Source organism: Pseudomonas halotolerans, assembly GCF_039581215.1.
Taxonomy (GTDB): domain Bacteria; phylum Pseudomonadota; class Gammaproteobacteria; order Pseudomonadales; family Pseudomonadaceae; genus Aquipseudomonas; species Aquipseudomonas tehranensis.
Genome location: NZ_JBCNTJ010000006.1, coordinates 110,179 through 132,531 on the forward strand (window position 1 = coordinate 110,179; position 22,353 = coordinate 132,531).

A 22,353-nucleotide genomic window follows, 5' to 3' on the forward strand; every position below is an offset into this window, starting at 1 on the left:
CCAACGCCATCGCGAGCAAGCTCGCTCCCACAGGCTCTGCGCCTTGCCTGATGCATTGCTCAGTGATTGCGGATCTTTTCCACAATCGCCGTCGTCGAGCTGTTTTCCACCAGCCCCAGCACCTTCACGGTGCCGCCGTAGGCCACCACAATGTCCGCTCCCACGACCTGATCGATGCCGTAGTCACCGCCCTTGACCAGCACATCCGGCTTGACCTCGCGCAGCAGGTTTTCCGGCGTGCCTTCGCTGAAACTGATCACCCAGTCCACCGCACCCAGACCGGCCAGGACTGCCATGCGCCGATCGACACTGTTGATCGGCCGACCCGGCCCCTTGAGACGACTCACGGATGCATCGTCGTTGACCGCGACGATCAGGCGATCGCCCTGGGCCCTGGCCTGCTCGAGATAGGTCACGTGGCCGGCATGCAGGATGTCGAAGCAGCCGTTGGTGAACACGATGGTCTCGTTGTGGGCACGGGCGTCGTCGACGGCCAGCAGCAACTGCTCCAGCCCCAGCACACCGCGCTCGGAACCTTCCTCGCGCTGGATCGCGCGACGTAGCTCCGGGGCGCTGATGGCGGCGGTACCGAGCTTGCCGACGACAATGCCCGCCGCCAGGTTCGCCAGGGCCACTGCGTGGGGCAGGTCCTCGCCAGCGGCGATGGCCGCGGCCAGGGTGGAGATCACGGTATCGCCGGCACCGGTCACGTCGAACACTTCACGGGCACGAGCCGGCAGGTGCAGCGCCGGATGATCGGGGCGCAGCAGGGTCATGCCATGCTCGCCACGGGTCACCAGCAAAGCGCCGAGGTCGAGGTCCTGCATCAGTTGTGCGCCTTTGCTCACCAGTTCGTGCTCATCGGCGCAACCGCCGACGATGGTTTCAAATTCGCTGAGATTCGGCGTAATCACGCTCGCGCCGCGGTAGATCGAGAAATCCTTGCCCTTGGGGTCAGCCAGTACCGGAATGCCACGGGCACGAGCGGCCTGGATCAGCGCCTGATGGTTTTTCAACGCACCTTTGCCGTAGTCCGACAACACCAGGACCTTGACGCCTTCGAGCAGGTTATCGACCTCAGCCCCCAGAGCCAGGGGATCAGTGGCGAACGGTTCTTCGAAATCGATCCGCAACAGTTGCTGGTGACGGCTCATGACCCGCAGCTTGACGATGGTCGGCTGGTGCGCAACACGTTGGAATATCGCCCGTACGCCTGCGCCATTGAGGCTGTTGGTCAGGCTGTCGGCGGCTTCGTCGTCACCGGTCACCCCCACCAGGGAGGCCGGTGCACCGAGGGCGGCGATGTTCAAGGCAACGTTGGCGGCACCACCGGGACGGTCCTCGATGTGCTCGACCTTGACCACCGGAACCGGCGCCTCAGGGGAAATCCGTGAGGTACCGCCATGCCAATAGCGGTCGAGCATGACATCGCCGACCACCAATACAGGGGCTTGATCGAATCGCGGCATGGACAACTTCATGGAGCATCCCACATACAAAATGAACAGGGCCGCGATATTAGCACAGGGTTGGCGAAGGCTCGTCCATGGCCCTCCTGACCTGTGCTTTTTTCATTCCTTTTGCAGCAGGGCCAAAAGTCGGCTAACGGCTTGGGCCAGTTCCACCTCGCTGGTATCGATCTCACAGTCGGGCGACAGCGGCGCCTCGTAGGGGCTGTCGAGCCCGGTAAAATGCTTGATCCGCCCGGCGCGCGCCTCCCGGTACAACCCCTTGGGATCACGTTGGGCGCAAACTTCAAAAGGCGTGCTTACATAAACCTCCAGGAAGACGCCCTGAGGGAACAATTTTCGGGCTGCCTCCCGATCAGCGCGAAACGGTGAGATTGCCGCCACTATCACGATCAGGCCGGCATCGACCATCAAGCGCGCCACTTCGCCAATCCGCCGGATGTTTTCCTTGCGCGCCTCGGCGTCCATCCCCAGGTCTCGGCACAACCCCTGGCGCAGGTTGTCGCCGTCGAGCAGGCAGGTGTGCAAACCTTGCTGGTTGAGCTGCACCTCCAAAGCATTGCCCAGCGCAGACTTGCCCGCACCTGAAAGCCCGGTCAGCCAGATGCAACGCGGCCTCTGGGACTTGATCGCGGCCCGGTCCGCAGGCGCAACAGCCAGTGCGCAAGGGCGAATCTCTGACTTTGGCATCAACACCTTTGGCGCTTCACTCATAGCCGAGCATCTCGTAGTCACGTTGGTACACTCGCCGTACCAATGCCTGCAGGAGCGCAAGCTCCCACAGGTTTGAGCGGTACTTAGGCGATATCCTGGGCGGGAGCGTCCAGTCCCATGGCGTGAAGACGAGCGTAGTAGCCATTCTGCGCCAAGAGCTCGCTGTGGATACCGCGCTCGACAATACGGCCCTGATCCATCACCAGAATCAGATCGGCCTTTTCGATGGTCGACAAACGATGAGCAATGACCAGCGTAGTGCGACCTTTCATGACCTGATCAAGCGCGGCCTGGATATGCCGTTCGGACTCGGTGTCCAGGGCCGACGTGGCTTCATCGAGAATCAGCAACGGTGCGTTCTTCAATAGGGCCCTGGCAATGGCCAGACGCTGACGCTGTCCGCCGGACAACAGCACGCCGTTTTCACCCACCTCGGTGTCCAGGCCCTTGGGCAGTTGCGCAATAAAGTCCATGGCGTAGGCATCTTGAGCTGCCTTTTCAATATCGGCCCGTGGCGCGCCGGCCAAATCCCCGTAGGCGATATTGTTGGCCACCGTGTCGTTGAACAGTGTGACGTGCTGGGTGACCTGGGCAACATGTCGGCGCAGATTGCGCAGGCGATAGTCTTCGATTTCCACCTCGTCGAGAAAAATCTGCCCGACGTCATGGTGATAGAAGCGCGGGATGAGGCTCGCCAGCGTCGACTTACCGCTACCTGAACGCCCCACCAGTGCAATCATCTGCCCGGGTGCCGCCGTGAAACTGATGTCCTTGAGCACCTCGCGATCAGCGCCAGGGTAGGTGAAACTCAGATTGCGAACCTCCAGACGGCCGCTGACGCGCTCCTTCTCGACCGTTCCCCTGTCGACTTCCGGCTCGACGTCCAGTTGTTCAAAAATGCTTTCAGCACCGGCCACGCCTTTCTGGATGGTGGAGCTGACTTCCGAAAGCTGGCGAATCGGCTTGGGCAACAAGCCCGCTGCCGTAATGTAGGCCACCAGATCTCCCGCCGTCGCATCGCCCCGCAGAAAAAGCACCAGAAACATCAGAGCCGCCATGGCGGTGTAAATCACCAGTTGCAGCATGGGTGTATAGACAGCGCCGGTGCGAGTCATGCGCAGTTGTTTATCGGTGTTGCCCTGGCTGGCATTGGCAAAGCGCTGCTTTTCGTAGGCCTCGCCACCAAAACTGCGCACCACGCGGTAGCCCTGGATGGTCTCGGACGCTACATGCGTCACGTCGCCCATGGCCACCTGGATTTTTTTACTCTGCTTGCGGAATTTTTTACTGGCACTGCTCACCATTAATGCAATCAGAGGCAGGATCGCCAACATCACCAGCGTCAGCTTCCAGTTCATCCAGACGAGGTAAGCGAAGAGGAACACCACGGTGAGGCCTTCACGAATCACCACCTTGATAGCATCGGTGGCGGCACCGGTCACCATGGTTACGTTAAACGTGATTCGGGAAATCAGATGCCCGGAGTTGTGGGTATCGAAATAGCGGTTGGGCAGCACCAGTAACTTGTTGAACAACTCGACCCGCAAGTCGTGCACCAGCCCCAGAGAGACCCTGGCCAGGTAGTAGTTTCCCAGGAACGACCCCAAGCCTTGCCAGGCAGCGATCAGAATGATCAGCAGTGGCACCGCCATCAGCAGTTTCAAATCCTTGAGATACGGAACGGTGGGGAAAAGCACCGCATTGGGATTGCTCAGACCATCGACAAAATATTTGAGAATCCCCGCCAACATGGGTTGGGTGGAAGCAAATATCACGAAGCCCAGGATACTCAGCAGGAAAATGCCAGCGTAGGGTTTGACGTATCCCAGCAAACGAAAATAGATCTTCAGGCTGGAATCCTGTTCCGTTTTGGGCGGTGCGTCACTCATCGTCGAGCTCACTGATTAAGAAGAACACGGAACTTTATCACAGGCGCCCGGCTTGTCCCTTGCCCAGACCAAAACCGCGGCCAAGCCGATCGGCAGCCAACTGATGAACCATTCCGCGCGAGGGGTTCCGGTCAGGCTCGCGGCGTCAAATTGCATCGCCAGGAACGAAAACACCCACATGCCCAGTATGCCTCGGCCCAGTAGGGTGTCCCGGGCCCGCCAGGCTTCGCGCAACACCGCGAACCAGACCATGCACCAAAGCAGCAGTCCCGGCAGCCCTAGCTCAATGGCGACGTGGCTGAACAGGTTATGCGCATGATCAAAAGAGTGGCCTGGCGTCGCAACCCTGTAGTCAGCCGCCAATCCCAAGCCACCCCACGGCCGCTCGGCGATCATATGCAGGCTCGACATTAAAATCTCGGGCCGATAGGACGCCCCCCTGGCCATCACCAACGGCTCAAGCAACCAAAAGGTCAGCATGGCCAGCACCAGCGTCATGGCGGCGATGACGCGCGTACGCTGGTCGGTGCAGTAAAGAGGCATTGCCAACACGCTTAGCAACAAGGCCAGCGCCGCGCCGCGACTCTGGGACATCACGACAAAGACGCCCAGCACAGCCAACGCTAACGCCCAAAGTACCTGCAACCCGATCCGGCGCGGCACCCAGTGCAGCATCCATACCGCCGCCAGCCCAATCACGTAGGTGCCCAGGATCGGATGGGAAAGCTTGCCCAACCCCTCCAGGCGTGCCACCCAGTTGCGCCCTTCAATGCCGTAGAAGTCGACAATGGAAACCAGCGCTACGAGCGCCAGCCCCAGGCCACCCCATTGCATGATACGAATCACTCGCTCGGGCTGACGATTGGCAAGCATTGGGAAAAACAACAGGAACGCCAGGATATAAAGCAGTCGCTTGGCTTCGCGGCCCGGCTCCGGCGCCTCAGACCAGAACAGTGTAATCAGCGCCCAGGCTGCCAACGCCAGAAGCGCCAGGTAAATCACCCGTTGGGCACGCCACACCTCCAACAGTCGGAGGCGCGCAGACCAGGCGAAGATGATCACCGGCAGCCAGAGAAATGCTATCAAGCCTTGCTGATAGACCTTGTTGGTCGGTGCCAGGGCTATCGCCATCAAAAACCATAACAAGCCAAAGGCCATCCACACCTGTGCCCAACGCGTCGCGTACATCTATCGCTCCTAAACGGTCTACCAGCCAAAACCGGCATGGTTAAAACACAAACTTTTGGGCATCATGCCCGCTACGGCACCGGTTCTTTTTTCAACAAGGCTTTCCTACGATGCAATCCTCACGGCTTCCCCAAGCCGCTTTGAATCAATTGATTGAAGGCGCCAGTATTCTGGAGGCCGACGGCCACGGCCCAAAAGTCTATCTGTTGCAGGATGGGAATATCCTCAAACTGTTTCGCCTCAAACGGCTTTTTTCTTCAGCCCTTTTTCGGCCTTATTCAGCACGGTTCATCAACAATGCAGCCCGACTGCAGGAACTCGGCGTGCCTACGCTCGACGTGCTGGCCTACTACAAACTGCAAAAGCCCGGCATGACAGCCGTACTGTACCGACCTCTGCCAGGAAAAACCCTGCGTCAACTATCGAATCAGGAAAACTTCAGCTGGCAGCAGACGCTTCCGACACTGGTCGAACTGATCCGCAGCCTTCACGCTCGCGGCATTTACTTTCGCTCACTGCACCTGGGTAACATCGTCGTCACTCCTGAGAATAAGCTGGGACTGATCGATGTCGCTGACATGCGTTTTCTGCGCTCCCCACTGCCGCGCCACCTTGTGCGTCGCAACCTGCAGCATTTCGCCCGTTATATTGCCAGGGAGAACCTGAACGAGAGCTTTCCCATGCAGGCGCTGGAAAGCGCCTTACTGCCTGCCTGAGATCAAGTCCCGAGCGGTCTGGCTGAAACTCAGCCAAGCCTGCTCCGGGGCCAGTGCCTGGTACTGGGCCTGCGCTACGGCGTCGGCCGGAGCCTGTGAGGCCAGGGTAATCCCCTCACTCCATGCCACTTCGTTATTGGCCGGTGCGTACCAGCCGGTATCCCCCAGTTGCTCACGGAATACAGCGAGTTCGCTGGCAAGCACTGGGATGCCTGCCAGTATCGCTTCCTGAAGGATCAGACCAAGCCCTTCGTCGAGTGATGGAATCAACACCCAATCGAATGCCTTATAAAGCGTCGCGACATCTTCCAGATGCCCAGTCAACAAGACCTTGCCAACCAGATCCGGCTGGGCGATCCGAGCCTGGAGCGCATCGCGTCTCGGCCCTTCACCTACAATGACCAAGCGCCAATCACCATGGCCCGACGCCGCTCGCGCGAACGCGTCCAACAAGCTGGCAAATCCCTTTTTACCCACCAACCGGCCGACGGCACCAAATACACGCCGATCTGCAGAGGACAAACCCAAACGAGCGCGAGCCTCCTCACGTGGCTTGAGTGAAGCCTGAAAAGCAACCGGATCGAACGCGCTGCGTAATGCAACGACCGGAAGGCCGAGTTCGTCCTGCAGCGACGTAGCCAAGGTCTCGGAGACAGCCGCCAGACTCAGGCGCGAAGCAGGAAAACCGCGCAGCAACTCACGGCTTGTAATGTGCAGGCGTGTCGCGCCATGGAAGATCACCACCACGCGGATCTGAGGCATGTCCTTGAGCACAGGCAAGAGAGTCCGGGCCACGCCCAGGCCATCGAGCAATACCACGCGGGCATCACTGTCGAGCAAAGCCTCCCGAAAACGGCTTCGCATCCAGGGTCTGAACAGGCGCCAGATGTGCCGCCCCTTGAGTCGGGCTGACGTGAGATTCCACTCATGCGCGGGCCCGACATCGACCTGACAGTCAGAAGCCGATCCCTGCAAAAGCCAGGTTTTTACGGGCATCCCGGGCTCGATTCGCGAAAGGATCTGATGATGGACCTTGTGTACCGAAGCAAACGGCAAACCGCCTGCCCACATAACATTGATAATGCTCATCAAGCAGCAAACCTTTTATCGCCGACCAGGATTCGTGCTTCGAGACATCTAATAATTGATAAGCCAGCCAACGCAGACTCCGAGCAAAAGAACCAGAAAGAGCTTGACTTGCTCTCTGCGTCTGCGACGCGCTTTGCGCTGACGCTCGACAGGGACTTCGACATGGACGCCGAATCCGGTATGCAAAACAGCATCCCCTTCCAGCGTGACCGCCGTCAAGTTCAGTTGCGCATAGCGAAGCGACAATGCCTTCTCGCCGCCATAGCCCGCAAACGGGGCACACAGCTGATACTCTTTCAGGCGTCGCAGGCCGGGATTGAGGGAAAAACTCTGCCACTCAGGCTTGTCGGATATAAGCGGATAACACGGCACGCCGCCGACGATCTCACGCTCACCCAGGCGAATGTAAGGGCTGTGTACACACAGGTCGTAAACATAGTTGCGCAGCCAGACCTGTAGGATCTCGGGACGCAATTCGAGAATCTTGCGCGAGTCTTCTACAAAGGCCGGGCGATAGAACTCCCAGTCGTCCTCACAGTGAAAGATGTAAGGGGTCTTCACATGCCCGTACGCCAGGTCAATAGACGCCAATTGCCCCAGCTTCGGTCGATTGACGAATACGGTACAGCGATCCCTCCAATGCGCTGGGATAACTGCATTTACGCCCTCGTCGCCGGCATCTTCGGTAATGAAGACTTCACGAATCGGCGCGGTGTTGAAATGGTCGAAGCTCTCAAGGGTTCGCTTGAGCAGATCGAGCCGACCGCAACTGGTCACCACCAGGGTAATGTCACTTTCGTCGGAAAACTGCACCTGAAATACCATTTAGTCAAAACGCCATCCGAACGCCAGATGGCTGAACGGTTCCCGTCAAACGCCCAGTTTCAGGCGCAATTTTTCCAGCAGACTCAGCGGTGCACGAGGCCGTAAGGTCGGCCCCAGTGCCTCAACGATTTTCTGCCCAATGCGTGCGAAACTGAACTGCTCCAGCGCCAGCTCATGGCCGTTGCGCGCAATACGATGGGCCAGTTCGGGGTCAGCTCGCAGTCGAGAAAGCTTTTCCTGAAGCTGCGCAACGTCGCCATACAACACCACGTTATGCATGTCCTGCAACCCCAGCGCACGCGCTTCATCGACACCCTGATCGAAAGCCAGAAGCACACAACCACAGGCCATGGCTTCGAAATTCTTGATCATGAACTCGCCCATACCCACATCGGCGCTGACAAAAAAACGAATGCGGTTCAGGGTTTCGCAATACTCTTCCCCGGACTTGGTACGGGTTACCACCAGCGGTTCAACGCGTGCCAACTCATCCAGCAGTATCTTGCGTCCGCTGTAGGCGGCACTGTTGGTGCTTCCTACAAAGGCCAGTTCGATATCCCGCTCGCGATGCTGATTTTGCAATAACGATTGATCGTAGCCTTTGGGTACGAACACCGCATCGAAACCTTCGGCGCGAAGACGTTGAGCAACCATGAAACCGGAGCTGATGACCCGCACCCATGGCAGACGACGATAGTGGGCACTGAACTTGCCAGTGTATTTGCACGCAATGTAGTTCTGATAGGCGTCGTGTTCCAGGATCACCAGATTAGGGATCGTGCGAATGAATGCCGCCTGGCGGATCTCCTGCTTGAAGCGCAGGAAAAATACGATCCGGTCGTAACGCGATACGTCCACGTGACGCCGGAAATACCCTCGCAAGTTACGCTGCTCCTTGCTGTCGAGCCAGCGCAGGTCACACTCGCAATGGGCTGCCACGCCTTCATAGAGGCGGTCCAGGATGGCCCGCTGCTCTTTCTGGACCAAAAATAAAACTTTCATCGTCTTCCTTGCAGCACCGAGCGACTTGATAAATAACGGGAAGTCTTATTGCGCATCAGGTCCTGGGCGCCAGTTCGGCGACCAGGGGCAAACGCCAGAAAGCCTCACGAGCAGCCCGATCGGAAAAGCGCTCACGCAAGCGATCAAGCATCAGTTCTGCACATCTGCGACGCTGCAACTCATCCATGGCCGCCAAGTGCTGCAGGCCCTGCGCCATATGTTCAGCATCGCCTAGCGGAAACAAAATGCCGACACCCTCTACCACTTCCTTTGCTCCACCGCAGGCGGTGGCCAGTAGCGGCACACCAGCAGCCATGGCTTCGAGCAGCACCATGCCGAACGGCTCATGGTCAGAACTCAGAGCAAATACATCGAAAGCGCTAAAATAGCGACGTGCTTCAGGCACCTGACCGAGGAACAGCACACGGTCGGCAATGCCCAACTCCAGCGCCAGTTCCTTTAGGTCTTGTTCCAGACGCCCCTTGCCGAGAATCACCAACTGGCTATTGGCGGGCAGATACTCCAGCGCCAGGGCAAAACCTCGCAACAGCGTGGCCTGGTCCTTGTCTGGGTGCAGCCGGCCAACATTGCCGACAATCCAGGCCTGAGAATCCAACCCCAGGCTATGCCGCGCTTCGTCCCGGGACACCAGGCCAGCCTGCACGGCCTCCAGGTCGATACGGTTGTAGAGGGTCTGGACCCGGCTAGCCGGCCATTTAGGCAAGTGACGGCGAATGTCGTCACGCACTGCATCGGAAACGCCAAGCAGGCTCAGGCGTTCGCGGAAAAACTGGACGAACACCCGTCGGGTCAACCGCTGATAGTCCCCCAACGCGTGATGCACTCCGATCACCGGCAGGCCGGTAGCGAGCAAGGTGATATAGACCGGCTTAAAGCGATGGGCGATGCAAAAACTGAAATTCCGCGAGGCGGCAATCTTTCTCAAGTCGCCGATCGCACCCAGCTTCAGGCCTCTGATGGCACTGGAGCTGTACTCCATGAACAGCACCTCGTCAGAGGCGCAACGGGCGGCCACTTCCGTATCGGCCGCCCCAGTGAGAAACACCGTCGTCACGCGATAGCCAGTGCCTGCGAACAGACTGGCATACTGACGGGCGCAGTCGAGGAACGGCCCATCGTAACCGTGACAGAACTGCAATACATGCCGCTCAGCCGAACGTGTCATAGGCATCCACGCCGTCTTTGACCACCAGAATATCTTCCATGATCAGGTATTGCAGGTCTGAGCCAAAGAACATGTTCAGTGCGTCGGTGGGCGAGCAGATCATCGGTTCGCCACGGCGGTTGAGCGAGGTGTTCAGGGACACGCCATTGCCGGTCAGCACTTCCAGCGCTTTCATCATGTCGTAGTAGCGCGGGTTGTATTCGCGCTTGAGTACCTGAGCCCGGGAGGTGCCGTCTTCGTGGACGACTTCCGGCACGCGGGTTTTCCACTCTTCGGCCACTTCGAAAGTGAACGTCATGAACGGCGCCGGGTGATCGACCTTGATCATCTGCGGTGCGACTGTGTCGAGCATCGACGGGCAGAAAGGCCTCCAGCGCTCGCGGAACTTGATCTGTTCGTTGATGCGATCGGCCACGCCGCTGGCGCTCGGGCAACCGATGATCGAGCGACCGCCCAAGGCACGCGGGCCAAACTCCATGCGCCCCTGGAACCAGGCCACCGGGTTGCCGTCGACCATGATCTTGGCGATGCGCTCAGGGGTGTTGTCGATCTTGCGCCACGCAGGCTTGCTCGGATGGCGGGCGCAGGCGGCGATGACGTCTTCGTTGCTGTAGGCCGGGCCGAGGTAGACGTGTTCCATTTTCTCCACCGGCACGCCACGGGCATGGGACACATAAGCTGCCGCCCCCACCGCGGTGCCGGCGTCGCCGGAAGCCGGCTGCACGAACAGTTCCTTGACGTCATCACGGGCGATGATTTTCTGGTTCAGCTTGACGTTCAACGCACAGCCGCCGGCGAAAGCCAGCTTGCCGGTTTCCTTGAGCACATCGCCCAGATAATGATCAATCATCTGCAGCGCGAGTTTCTCGAACAGCGCCTGCATGCTGGCCGCGTAATGGATGTACGGCTCATCGGCGATGTCGCCTTCGCGCTTGGGCCCGAGCCATTCGATCAGCTTCGGCGAGAAGTAGAAGCCCTTGCCCTTCTCTTTATAGCGGCGCAGGCCGATCACGTTGGCGTAGTCGGTATTGATCACCAGTTCGCCGTTTTCAAACGACGCCAGGCGCGAGAAATCATACTTGCTGGCATCGCCGTAAGGCGCCATGCCCATGACCTTGAACTCACCGTCGAGCATTTCAAAACCCAGGAACTCGGTGATTGCGCCGTACAGGCCGCCCAGAGAGTCCGGATCGAAGAATTCCTTTATCTTGTGGATCTTGCCGTTTTCGCCGTAGCCGAAGAAGGTCGTGGCGTATTCACCCTTGCCGTCGATGCCCAGGATCGCGGTTTTCTCTTGGAAGCCCGAGCAGTGGTAGGCACTGGAGGCGTGGGCCAAGTGGTGCTCGACCGGCTCGATCTTGATTTTTTTCGGATCAAAACCCAGTTGCTCCAGGCACCAGACGATCTTGCGGCGATAACGCTTATAACGACGGTTGCCCATCAGGATCGCATCGAGGGCGCGATCCGGGGCGTACCAGTAACGCTTGGCGTAGTGCCAGCGCGCCTCGCCGAACAGGCTGATCGGCGCGAACGGAATCGCCACTACATCGACGTCGGACGGCTTGATGCCGGCCTGTTCCAGGCAGAACTTCGCCGATTCATAGGGCATGCGGTTCTTTGCATGTTTATCGCGTACGAAGCGCTCTTCCTCGGCTGCCGCGATCAGCTTGCCGTCGATATACAGCGCTGCGGAAGGATCATGGCTAAGGGCGCCGGACAGGCCAAGAATCGTCAATGCCACAGGGGTCTAGCCTCTTAATGTCTGCATGCGAGGCGACAAACGCCTCAAAAAAAGATGTGCCGCACGCCGGGGCGCGGGGCAGCTAAAGGGCGGGATTATAGCTGAAAAGCAGCGACAAGCCTCGTAGGAGCTGCCGAAGGCTGCGATCTTTTGACTTTGATCTTTCCCCTTGAACCTCAAGCGGTAAAACAACGATCGCGCCCTTCGGCAGCTCACGCACAGGAGCGTGCCGAAGCAGCTATCGGGGCATCATCTAAAAACTTTTGGGCACCCGCTGATCAATCACCCGATACAACGCACTGTCCTGCGGCCAGTTGCGCATGAACCGCGCGCGATCCCGGGCATAGGCCGGGGCGAAGCTGGAGAGGCTGCGGTGCTGGCACATGGAATCCAGGTCGATCAGCGCCCAGCGATCGTCCTGCCAGAGCAGGTTGTGGCCCTTGAAGTCGCCGTGACTGATGCGTTCGCGGATCAGGCCGGCAAACAACCGGTCCAGCGCCTGCAACTCCGGCTCGGGAGCGGCGCCGCTTTCGACGTAAGGGGCCAGACGCTCAATGATGTCAGGCCCTGGCAGGTGCTCGGTCACCAGGTAGGCGCCGCGGCGCAGCCACAGAAAACGCTTTTCCAGCAAGGCCAGCGGCTTGGGTGTGGCGATACCGAGGAACGTCAGGCGATGACCTTCGCGCCAGGCATGCCAGGCGCGGCTCGGACGCCAGAAGCGCTTGAGCCAGTGGGCGAAATTTTTGATGTTGTAACGCTTGATCAGCACGGAGCGCCCGTTCACATCGACTTTACCCACGCTCGCCGACCCACCGGTCTTGTATAAGTGACTTTGGTCAAGCAAGGCATCGGCCTGCTCCAGTACCGGCGCCATGACCGCCTCTTCATCACGACGAATCGCCCGCAGACTGAACGGACCACGCTGCACGCTGAACAGACTGCACTCACGCCCGACTTTTTCCAGAAAGTCATTCAGGCGCCAGGCGTATACCTTGTCGATCTGTTTTTGCAGCGCCTCCATGGGCAATGCGTGCTCGGCGTTACCCAGCAGATAATGCACCAACAACTCTTCGTTGAAAGGCTCGAGGGATTTGGGCAACTGGGCGAAAAACACTCCCAGGTTTTCCAGCACTTTGTTGCGCGACAACGGGTGACCTGGGGTTTCGGCACGGATGCCGGCGCCGTCGATCAAGTAGAGTTTGCCGCCGTGGCGCAGCAGATTGTCCAGGTGCAGATCTTCCTGCCACAGGCCTTTGCTGTGCAGTTGTGCAATCGCTCCCAACGCCTCGGCCAGTACCGCCGTTTGTTCGTCGGCGAGCAATGGCAGGCCCTCGACCTGTTTCCAGGCGTCCCCAAGGCTTTCGGCCCCCTCGAGCAATTCGAACAGCAGCCAGCCACCCTCGCCTTCTTTCAGGCCATCGGCCAGCAACAGCGGCGTAGTCAGCCCCTGCTCGGCCAGCAGCCGCACGCCTTGCAGTTCGCGGTGAAAGTGCCTGCCCGCTTTGCTGCCGACCAGCAACTTGGCCAACACCGGACGGCCGCGCCAGACGCCAGCACCGACGTAGCGCTGTCCCGGCAACACACGCAACAGGGAGAGCAACTGCAATTGCGCCGGGCCGGCGGCGTCCGCCAGCTCCAGGCTCAAGGGCAGGCTGGGGCTGCGGCCGGCGTTCTTCAATTCGGATAAATGCATCATCGAGCCTCCTTATGGCTGCGCCGGGCGGTCAGACGGGTCATCCAGCGGTCAACCAGTGCACTCTTGAGCGGTTGATCCAGGTAGGTGCAGAGCATCTGACGCACATCGTCGTCACTCCAGGCTCGCGCGCGCCGCAGCAAGGGCTCCAGGTCCTTGATTCGATCCCGCTGACCGAACAACAGCGGCCGGGTCTTTTCGAGGTCGATCAACTGCGCCTGATAACCGCTGGCGGTGGCTTGCAGAAAAATGTGCTTGGGATAGAAGCAACCATGGACCTGACGCATGCCATGCAGGCGTCGCGCCAACTGCCCGCAAGCCTGCAGGACGGTGGCGCGTTGCGTCGCCGCCAGGCTCGACCAGCGTTGCAGCAATGAATCCAGATCATCCCAACCGTCCAGGGCACGCGTCAGCAGAATCGCCCGCACCTCCCCGCCCACATTGCGCTGACCATAGAACACCGCTTGCAGGGCCGGAATCCCCAGTTGGCGGTAACGGCTGATGTTGCGAAACTCCCGGGAAAAGCTGGGCTCGCCGAAGGGGTGGGACCACGTCCTGGTCAGGTAATTACTCTGGCGCTTGAGGTAATAACCCCGCCCTTCCAGTTCCAGCCGGAAGACACTGCTCCAACCGCCACCCGCGGTGTTGGGTTCATCCACCGCATCCAATTGCAGCTCCCAAAGGGCTTCGAAGCTATCCAGGCCGTGGCGTTGCAACAATGACCGGTCTTCAGTCGCCAGAAAATCAGTCATTCACGCCCCTCGAAAAATCTCATTACGTGACGGATGCGCTTCTTGTCACACGCATCGAGCCGGTTACGCTGGCGATACTGCAGGTAAAAACGCAGGCGCTGAGTGGCCGACAAATGATACTTGGCTACCTTGTCCAGGCACGCCAGGTCTTTGGTGATGCGATACTTGAGCCAGAAGCCGCGCCAGAAATCGCCGTTGGGACAATCGATAAAAAATAGCCGTGACTGCTCGTCGATCAGCAAGTTGCGCCATTTCAGGTCGTTATGGGTGAAGCGATTTTCGTGCATGGTCCGGGTATAGCCAGCCAGTTGCCGACTCACGCCGTCGACCCAGGCACGATTGGCCAGCCTAGGATCGTGACGTCGGGCCAATGCCGAGAGGTCTTCGGTGCCAGGCAGTTCGCGCGTGATCATCGCGCCACGATCATAGGCTGCGCCACGTCGCTCCAGCCCCCAGGCCACGACTTCGGCGGTGGGGATGCCCCACTTGGCGAAGCGCTTGAGGTTCTGCCATTCGGACTTGACCCGAGGCTTACCCAAGTATCGCCGCAGCCCCTTGCCGGCCCCGGTGTAGCGCTTGACATAGTAATTCACGCCGTTGCGCTGTACCCGAATCACCTCGGACAGCGGATCGCGCGTCAGACGCTCGCCCTCCAGGGCGAACACTGCATCAAGACTGCCGAAATCCTCTGCCAGCTCAGCGTAGGAAGGCTCCAGTACCCAACCCGACATCAGAGCGCGCCCCCGTACCGCAGTTTGCGCGCGTAAAGCCTGTTGGCTTTGCCTTCGAGCCAGGTCAGCAGCGAAGCTTCTTCGGCCAGGATCCGCCTTAGTGGCTGCTGGAAATAACCTTTGAGGAAACGCAATTTGTCACGACGGGTCAGACCGATGTCCAGTGCAGAGAAATACAGCGCCGCCAGGTCCTTGTTGCGCCAACGAAGGGGGATGGCCGGGCGGATCTGCGCACGGTGCAGGTCGATCACAGAAAGCTTGAAATCCGTGGCAGTCACGGGCTTATCGGTGTGCAGCAGAAAGTGACAGATGTAGCAGTCGCGATGGTTGACCCCGGCCCGATGCATCATGCCGGTCATGCGCGCCACTTCAGCGATCAGGGCTCGCTTGAGTTTCGGCTGTGGCGGCTGCTTGACCCAGTCCATGCTCAGATCTTCGAGACTGATGGTCGGCGCCAGCTCTTCGGTGACGATGAACGAATGCTGGTCGGCCGGGTTGCTGCCTTTCTCGCCGTAGGCAACGGCGGTCATGGTCGGCACACCGACTTGCTGCAAGCGCTGGATGGCTTTCCATTCCTGTCCCGCGCCCAGTACCGGCAACTTGGCGGTCAGCAGGTTCTTGAAGATCTCGCGCCAACCGATGCCACGGTGGATTTTCACGAAAAAGCCACGACCGTCCACCTCCGTGCGCAAGGTGCGCCGGGCTTCCAGTTCGCGATAGACCTCGCCCTTGAGCGCCTCGACTTCGGCGAACGCATCGCGTCCGGCCCAAAGGCTCTTGAACGGTTCGGCCAGCATCAATTTCATTGTGCGTGCTCCGCCAATATCACATCGGCCGCGTGCTGCGGCATGCTGTAGAGGTCGGCCGTCTCGGCGAAGGCCAGACCGTTGCGGCTCCAGGCCGCGCGTGCGTCGGCGTCACCCAACATCCGCCCCAGGTACTCGGTGAGCTGCGCCTGTTCGAACGGCTCGTCCAACACCAGGCCACTGTCGGCCTCGGCGATGTAATGGGCGTATCCACACACCGCGCTGACCAGCACCGGCAAGCCGGCCACCAGCGCTTCAAGCAGTACGGTGCCGGTGTTCTCGTTGTACGCCGGGTGAATCAACAGGTCGGCGCCCAGCAGGAAACGCGGAATGTCGCTGCGGCCCTTGAGGAAGCGTACGTTGTCACCAAGCCCCAACGCGGCGCTCTGCACTTGGAATACTTTGGGGTCGTCCTGGCCGATTACAAACAGGCGGGTGCGTTTTTTAAGCTGCGAAGGTAGCGCGGCCAGGGCCTTGAGACTGCGATCCACGCCCTTGGTCTTGAACCCGGAACCGATCTGCACCAGCAGCAGATCATCATCGGCCAGTTCGAATTCGGCACGAAACGCGGCGCGAACCTCATCGGCGTCGGCGGGCCGGCGACGATCCTGGGCGATGCCTGGTGGCAGCAGGTGAAAGCGCTCCAGCGGCGTGTCGTAGTGCTTGATGAACAAAGGCTGTTGCACTTCGGAAATCATCAGTATTTCGGTCTTGGCATCCTTGGCGAATACCGCTCGCTCGTACTCGGAAAAGTGGCGGTAACGCCCCCAACGCCGGTACAGCGAATTGCGCAGGTTCTGCGCCTTGTCTTCAAAGCAGCCGTCAGCGGCGTAATACACGTCCAGGCCGGGCATTTTGTTGAAGCCGATCAAACGGTCGACCGGACGTTTGGCCAGGTCTTTTTCCATCCACGCACTGAGTTTCTCGTTGCGGCGGTGATTGAACAGCGCCTTGACCGGCGCCACCAGCACTTCGAAACCCGGCGGGACGTCACCTTCCCAGATCAGCGTGTAGACGCGGATCTGGTGACCGCGTCGCTGGCATTCCAGGGCGATGCGCATGAAGTCACGCTGCAGGCCGCCAAAGGGGAAGTATTTGTAAAGGACAAAAGCCAATTGCATCAGCGCGGCTCCTCAGCCAATAACGTGCTCAAGTGGCTGACAACACGCTCGGGATTCAGACGCGTGAAGCACAGGGGCTGCTCGCGTTTCAGGTCAAACCGACGGGCATCTTCGGCGGTCGGCGGGTAAGTACATTGTTTCTGCATGCAGGGCGCGCAAGGGAAATCACTGGCGAGGTGAATCTGCCCCTTGCCATAGGCACCCGTCAGCACCGGGTTTGTGGGGCCGAGCAGTGAAATGGTCGGCACATCCAGCGCAGCGGCCAGGTGGCCCAGACCTGTGTCCACGGCCACACAGGCCTGCGCGCCGGCCAGCACCTTGCCCATCCCACCCAGATTCAGCTTTGGCAGTACCAGGGCGTTGCGCATGCCATTGGCGATCCGCTCAGCCCGGGCTTTCTCCAACGGACTGCCCCATGGCAGCTTCACCACAACGCCGAACTGGCCCATGCGCTCAACGAGTTGGCGCCAGTAGAGTTCAGGCCAGTGCTTGGACTCCCAAGTCGTGCCATGCAGGAACACCACGTAGGGGTAGCTGCGCGGCAATTCAACCAGGCGGTCGACATTCAGGCCGTAGCTGCCCATGGTTTTGGGCAGGTCATAACCCAGTGCCACGGCAAACAACTGGCGCACACGCTCTACCGCATGCTGACCACGAGCCACCGCCAGGCGACGGGAGTAGAAGCGCGCGGCCAAGGGTTCACGCGCTGAGTGTTGATCCAGGCCAGCCACCGGAGCTTTGACGTAGCGAGTCAGCCAGGCGCTTTTCAGCAGACCTTGGGCGTCGATCACCAGATCGTACTTTTTGGCACGCACGCTTTGCTTGAAACGTCGCCACTCGCCGCTTTTGATGGTTTGCCAGAGGTTCTTGCGCCAGCGACGAATCGCCACTGGAATGACAGTATCCACCGCCGGGTGCCAGGTGGGGATTTCGGCAAAGCCTTCTTCCACCACCCAGTCGAACCTGATGCCGGGAATCGCCCGCGCTGCGTCGGTCAGCGCCGGCAGGGTGTGAACCACATCCCCCAGCGAAGAGGTCTTGATCAGCAATACCCGCAAGTTACTGAACCTCCACCGGTGCGCCCTGCAAACGCCCCAGAGCATCGTTCACCGACGGCGGCATGAGCTGGCGCAGGCAGTTGTAATGACCGAAACGGCAGGTGCGGTCGAAGCACGGACTGCATTCGATGCCCAAACGTACGACTTCGACTTTTTCGGCCAGCGGCGGGGTAAAGCCCGGCGAGGTGGAACCATACACCGCGACCAGTGGGCGGTTCAGGGCGGCGGCCACGTGCATCAGGCCGGAATCGTTGGACACCACCGAATCGGCGCAGGACAACAGGTCGATGGCTTCGGCCAGGGAGGTATCGCCGCTGAGATTCACCGACTCCTCCCGCAGGCCCGGGATCAGGCGCGAGCGGATGTCCTCGCCCACCGAATGATCGTTTTTCGAACCGAACAACCAGACCTGCCAGCCTTCGCGAATCTTCGTCTCGGCGACCTGGGCGTAATGCTCCGCCGGCCAGCGTTTGGACTCACCGAATTCGGCGCCTGGGCAGAGAGCCAGCACCGGGCGGTCCAGGCTCAGACCGAACTTGGCCAGCGCCGCTTCGCGGGTCACCGGGTCGATCGCAAGGCTGGGGCGCGGATACGGCTTGGGCAACTCGGCACCCGGCTCGTAGGCCAGTGCCATGAAGCGCTCGATCATCAGCGGGTAGCGCTCTTTATCCAGCGTGCGCACGTCATTGAGCAGGCCGTAGCGGAACTCGCCGCGCCAGCCGGTGCGTTTGGGGATACTGGCGAAGAACGGCACCAGTGCCGATTTCAACGAATTGGGCAGCAGGATCGCCTGGTCGTACTGACCGGCCAGGGACTTGCCGATGCGTCGACGGGTCGCCAGTTCCAGCACACCGTGGCCGAGCGGGAAGCTCAAGGCCTTGCGCACCTGGGGCATGCGTTCAAGAATCGGCCGGCTCCACTCGGGGGCCAACACGTCGATTTCGCACTGCGGGTGACGCTGCTTGAGGCACTGGAACAGTGTCTGCGCCATCACCATGTCACCGACCCAACTGGGCCCTACAATCAGAATATTCATGTGGCTTCCAAAAACGATGCGGGGAGGCCTACGCCTCCCCGCCTCGACAATCACTGTGGCTTAGGACGCTGCCTGTTGCCGTCACTCTACAACACACCGCCAATCCAAACCTGTGGGAGCGGGCTTGCTCGCGAAGGGGCCGTCACATCCAGCATCCCTATTGCCTGACACTCCGCTTTCGCGAGCAAGCCCCACTCCCACAGGGGAAAATCATCTGCTTCAAGTGTGCAGCACCACAAATCCATTGTGGGGGCGAGCCTGCTCGCGATGGGGCCGCCACATCCAGCATCCCTGTTGCCTGATACTCCGCCTTCGCGAGCAGGCTCGCTCCCACATTTAAATCTTCAGCTCAGCCCCAGCTCACGCCAGATACGCAGCACCTGCCGGCGCTCATCCACAAACTGGTCACCTGCAATCACCCCGGCGTCTTTCTGTAGAGCCTGGCGGTGGGCGGCGGAGCGGTAGGCCTTGTAGGCCTCGCGCAGCAGGGTAGCGTCTTCGGCCGGCATCAGCCCGACCTCCTGCAACCCTTCCAGAATGCGGATGTTATCGGTGTAGCGCAGCAGCGATGGGTGCTCCTCGGACCACGCCAGGGCCGCGTATTGCACCATAAATTCAATGTCGACGATACCTCCGGCATCCTGCTTGAGGTCGAACGGCGCCGAGGCTTCGAAGGCATTCGCTGCGGTTCCGGCTGCGGTGGCCTTGCTGCCGAGGTTATCGCGCATCTTGGCGCGCATCTCGCTGACCTCGTGGCGCAACGTCGACAAATCACGCTTGCGCCCCAGCACCTGGGCACGAACTTTCTCGAACGCCTGCCCCACGTCCTGGCTGCCCACCAGCACGCGGGCCCGCACCAAGGCCTGATGCTCCCAGGTCCAGGCCTCGTTCTCCTGATAACGTGCAAAAGCCCCGAGGGAACTGACCAGCAGCCCCGACGCCCCGGACGGCCGCAAGCGCATGTCCACTTCATAGAGCTGTCCGGAGTTGGTCTGGGCCGTCAGCAAATGGATGATTCGCTGGCCGAGCCGGGTGAAGAACTGCGCGCCGTCAATGGGTTTCGGGCCATCGGTTTCCGCCTGCGGATCGCCATCGTGGATGAATACCAGATCCAGGTCGGAACCATGCCCCAACTCCAGACCGCCGACTTTCCCATAACCGACAATGATAAAGCCCGGATCGCACAGGCTGCCGTCAGTGCGCAGTGGCACGCCATACTTGGCCACGGTCTGGCGCCAGGCCAGGGCCAGCACTTGCTCAAGAATGGCCTCGGCCAGCCAGGTCAGGTAATCGCTGACTTTCATCAAGGGCAGGCTGCCGGCAATTTCCGAGGCGGCCACCCGCAAACGGTGCGCCAGCTTGAAATGCCGCAGGGCCTCCATCTGCTGCTCGAGATCATCCTCGGGGATGCGTGTCAGGCGCTCACGCAACTCTGCCGCCAACTCCGGCGCCAGGGGCGGCTTGAACAGGCGTCCCTCGTTGAGCAATTCATCGAGCAACAGGGGAAAACGGGTGATCTGCTCGGCAATCCACGGGCTCGCCGCGCACAGCGTCAGCAGGCGTCGCAGGGCGCCGGGATTTTCCGTCAGCAGCACCAGGTAGGCCGATCGGCGCGCCACGGCTTCCACGAGTGGCAATACGCGCTCAAGCACCAGGTCCGGATTGGCATGTTCCACCGCCTGGGCCAACAGGCGCGGAATGAATGCATCCAGACGCTCGCGCCCCAGACGCTGCATGGCGCGCAACTGCGCACTGCCGCGCAGGGCGGCCAGGGCTTTGAGCGCCTTGGGTGCGTCGGCAAAGCCGCCCTCCTCCAGTTGACGACACGCCGCCCCTTCATCCTGGCTGTCTTCCCACAGCGGCAACCATTCGCCACCCACCGTGACTTCGCTTTCGCCGTCCTGCTCTTCATCCGGGTCGGCGATGACCTGGCCGAAGTGCCAGGCTACGCGACCGCGCCAGTACATCAATTGCTCATGGAAGGCCGCCCAGTCGGCAAAACCCAGCATGAACGCAATGCGCGCCTGGTCCTGCGCAGTGTCCGGCAGCATCTGGGTCTGGCGGTCGGCGATGGCCTGGATCGCGTGTTCGGTGTAACGCAAAAACTCATAACCCTGGCGCAACTCATCGACCACCTTGGCCGGCAGATAACCCTGGCCTTCCAGGGTCGCCAGCACTTTCAACAGCGGACGCTGCTGCAAACTCAAGTCACGACCGCCATGGATCAACTGGAACGCCTGGGCAATGAACTCCACCTCGCGGATGCCGCCCGACCCCAGCTTGATGTTGTCGGCCATGCCCTTGCGCCGCACTTCCTGCTGGATCAACTGCTTCATGGTGCGCAGCGCTTCGATGGCAGAAAAATCCAGGTAACGGCGATAAACGAACGGACGCAACATGTCGAGCAGTTGCGCGCCGGCCACCTGGTCTCCCGCCACCACCCGCGCCTTGATCATCGCGTAGCGTTCCCAGTCACGACCCTGGTCCTGGTAATACTGCTCCAGCGCGTTGAAACTCAGCACCAGCGCTCCGGCCGAACCATAAGGGCGCAGACGCATGTCGACGCGGAATACGAAGCCGTCGACGGTCATCGGGTCCAGGGCCTTGATCAGGCGCTGCCCCACACGAATGAAAAACTCCTGATTATCCAGTGCCCGCTTGGCGCCAACGGTCTCGCCGCCCTCGGGGTAGGCGAAAATCAGATCGATGTCCGACGACAGGTTCAGTTCCACCGCGCCAAGCTTGCCCATGCCCAGGATGACCATGTGCTGCGGTTCACCGCTGCGCCGTCCGGTAGGCGTACCGAACTGCTGACTATGGCGCTGGTACAGCCATTGATAGGCCTGGTCGATGCAGGTATCGGCCATGTCGGAGAGGTCGCGACAGGTTTGGACCAGGTCCGCCTGGCGGGTCAGGTCGCGCCAGATGATCCGCACCTGTTGGCGGGTGCGCTGGCGACGCAGGACGCGACCCAGTTCGTCTTCGGTCTCGGCGGCCTGGACGGCGGCGCCAATCTGAGCGCACATTTCGCCGGGCGCCAGGTGGCGGTCCAGTTCACCGCTGCGCACCAGCTCCAGCAGCATCGAGGGGTCACGAACACTCTGCTCGATAAAAAAATCACTGGCGGCGGCAATACGGTTGAACGCGCTCCAGCGTTCGGGCGCCCAGGTGGACAGCCCGTGGTCGTTGTCCAGGGAAGCGACCGCCGCACGGAACGACTGCTCGGCACGACTGACCAATGACTGGAGAATGGCCGGAACTTCGGTAAGCGAGGGCAGGCTCATGGTCTATCCTTGATCGGCGCGGGGAAGGCTGGATGTAGTGTTTTTTCCGATGA

General features: G+C 60.3%; 18 protein-coding genes. 1 reads left to right on the forward strand and 17 read right to left on the reverse strand.

The features are described 5' to 3' along the window. Window positions 1-59: 59 nt before the first annotated feature. The 4 genes from hldE to AAIS01_RS10630 all read right to left on the reverse strand — a co-directional run bounded on the left by hldE (window position 60) and on the right by AAIS01_RS10630 (window position 5,260). Window positions 60-1,481 carry a bifunctional D-glycero-beta-D-manno-heptose-7-phosphate kinase/D-glycero-beta-D-manno-heptose 1-phosphate adenylyltransferase HldE gene (hldE, locus tag AAIS01_RS10615; RefSeq protein WP_343468918.1) on the reverse strand — a complete coding sequence of 474 codons (1,422 nt, stop codon included), beginning with the start codon at window positions 1,479-1,481 and terminating at the stop codon, window positions 60-62. A 90-nt stretch (window positions 1,482-1,571) separates the two neighbouring features. Continuing rightward, the gene (gene cysC, locus AAIS01_RS10620) at window positions 1,572-2,159 is read right to left on the reverse strand and encodes an adenylyl-sulfate kinase (RefSeq protein WP_431191920.1); all 588 of its coding nucleotides are present in this window, start codon (window positions 2,157-2,159) and stop codon (window positions 1,572-1,574) included. Between the two features lie 107 nt (window positions 2,160-2,266). Beyond that, on the reverse strand, window positions 2,267-4,072 hold the full coding sequence (msbA, locus tag AAIS01_RS10625; protein WP_343468920.1) for a lipid A export permease/ATP-binding protein MsbA: 1,806 nt from the start codon (window positions 4,070-4,072) through the stop codon (window positions 2,267-2,269). 15 nt (window positions 4,073-4,087) lie between these two features. Then, the gene (locus tag AAIS01_RS10630) at window positions 4,088-5,260 is read right to left on the reverse strand and encodes an O-antigen ligase family protein (protein WP_343468921.1); all 1,173 of its coding nucleotides are present in this window, start codon (window positions 5,258-5,260) and stop codon (window positions 4,088-4,090) included. A 110-nt stretch (window positions 5,261-5,370) separates the two neighbouring features. Here AAIS01_RS10630 and AAIS01_RS10635 point away from each other — a divergent pair, with 110 nt between their 5' ends. After that, on the forward strand, window positions 5,371-5,976 hold the full coding sequence (locus AAIS01_RS10635; protein WP_343468922.1) for a BUD32 family EKC/KEOPS complex subunit: 606 nt from the start codon (window positions 5,371-5,373) through the stop codon (window positions 5,974-5,976). Here AAIS01_RS10635 and AAIS01_RS10640 read toward each other — a convergent pair. The 13 genes from AAIS01_RS10640 to glnE all read right to left on the reverse strand — a co-directional run bounded on the left by AAIS01_RS10640 (window position 5,962) and on the right by glnE (window position 22,300). Beyond that, on the reverse strand, window positions 5,962-7,065 hold the full coding sequence (locus AAIS01_RS10640; protein ID WP_343468924.1) for a glycosyltransferase: 1,104 nt from the start codon (window positions 7,063-7,065) through the stop codon (window positions 5,962-5,964). The two genes, AAIS01_RS10635 and AAIS01_RS10640, sit on opposite strands and share 15 nt — an antisense overlap. 48 nt (window positions 7,066-7,113) lie before the next feature. After that, window positions 7,114-7,878 carry a glycosyltransferase family protein gene (locus AAIS01_RS10645; RefSeq protein ID WP_343469044.1) on the reverse strand — a complete coding sequence of 255 codons (765 nt, stop codon included), beginning with the start codon at window positions 7,876-7,878 and terminating at the stop codon, window positions 7,114-7,116. Window positions 7,879-7,935: 57 nt separating this feature from the next. Next, entirely contained in the window at window positions 7,936-8,892 is a 957-nt protein-coding gene (locus AAIS01_RS10650) for a glycosyltransferase family protein (protein ID WP_343468925.1), read from the reverse strand. Window positions 8,893-8,947: 55 nt separating this feature from the next. Then, a complete protein-coding gene (locus tag AAIS01_RS10655) occupies window positions 8,948-10,078 on the reverse strand; it encodes a glycosyltransferase (protein ID WP_343468927.1) in 1,131 nt (376 codons plus the stop codon). Then, complete coding sequence (locus AAIS01_RS10660; RefSeq protein ID WP_047225903.1) at window positions 10,062-11,819, reverse strand: carbamoyltransferase family protein; 1,758 nt, start codon at window positions 11,817-11,819, stop codon at window positions 10,062-10,064. Before AAIS01_RS10660 ends, AAIS01_RS10655 begins: the two co-directional genes overlap by 17 nt. A gap of 253 nt (window positions 11,820-12,072) precedes the next feature. After that, window positions 12,073-13,512: a lipopolysaccharide kinase InaA family protein gene (locus AAIS01_RS10665; protein ID WP_343469045.1), complete on the reverse strand. Its 1,440-nt coding sequence runs from the start codon at window positions 13,510-13,512 to the stop codon at window positions 12,073-12,075. Beyond that, a complete protein-coding gene (locus AAIS01_RS10670; RefSeq protein WP_343468928.1) occupies window positions 13,512-14,264 on the reverse strand; it encodes a lipopolysaccharide kinase InaA family protein in 753 nt (250 codons plus the stop codon). The genes AAIS01_RS10665 and AAIS01_RS10670 overlap by 1 nt, the downstream gene beginning before the upstream one ends. Beyond that, window positions 14,261-14,995 carry a lipopolysaccharide kinase InaA family protein gene (locus AAIS01_RS10675; protein WP_343468929.1) on the reverse strand — a complete coding sequence of 245 codons (735 nt, stop codon included), beginning with the start codon at window positions 14,993-14,995 and terminating at the stop codon, window positions 14,261-14,263. The genes AAIS01_RS10670 and AAIS01_RS10675 overlap by 4 nt, the downstream gene beginning before the upstream one ends. Then, complete coding sequence (rfaP, locus tag AAIS01_RS10680) at window positions 14,995-15,801, reverse strand: lipopolysaccharide core heptose(I) kinase RfaP (RefSeq protein ID WP_343468930.1); 807 nt, start codon at window positions 15,799-15,801, stop codon at window positions 14,995-14,997. Before rfaP ends, AAIS01_RS10675 begins: the two co-directional genes overlap by 1 nt. Then, entirely contained in the window at window positions 15,798-16,922 is a 1,125-nt protein-coding gene (locus tag AAIS01_RS10685) for a glycosyltransferase family 4 protein (protein WP_343468931.1), read from the reverse strand. The genes rfaP and AAIS01_RS10685 overlap by 4 nt, the downstream gene beginning before the upstream one ends. Further along, window positions 16,922-17,980, reverse strand: a complete 1,059-nt coding sequence (gene waaC / locus AAIS01_RS10690) for a lipopolysaccharide heptosyltransferase I (RefSeq protein ID WP_343468932.1) — start codon at window positions 17,978-17,980, stop codon at window positions 16,922-16,924. Before waaC ends, AAIS01_RS10685 begins: the two co-directional genes overlap by 1 nt. Window position 17,981: 1 nt before the next feature. Further along, complete coding sequence (gene waaF, locus AAIS01_RS10695; RefSeq protein WP_107321432.1) at window positions 17,982-19,016, reverse strand: lipopolysaccharide heptosyltransferase II; 1,035 nt, start codon at window positions 19,014-19,016, stop codon at window positions 17,982-17,984. Window positions 19,017-19,360: 344 nt separating this feature from the next. Further along, a complete protein-coding gene (gene glnE / locus AAIS01_RS10700) occupies window positions 19,361-22,300 on the reverse strand; it encodes a bifunctional [glutamate--ammonia ligase]-adenylyl-L-tyrosine phosphorylase/[glutamate--ammonia-ligase] adenylyltransferase (protein WP_343468933.1) in 2,940 nt (979 codons plus the stop codon). Between the last annotated feature and the right edge of the window lie 53 nt (window positions 22,301-22,353).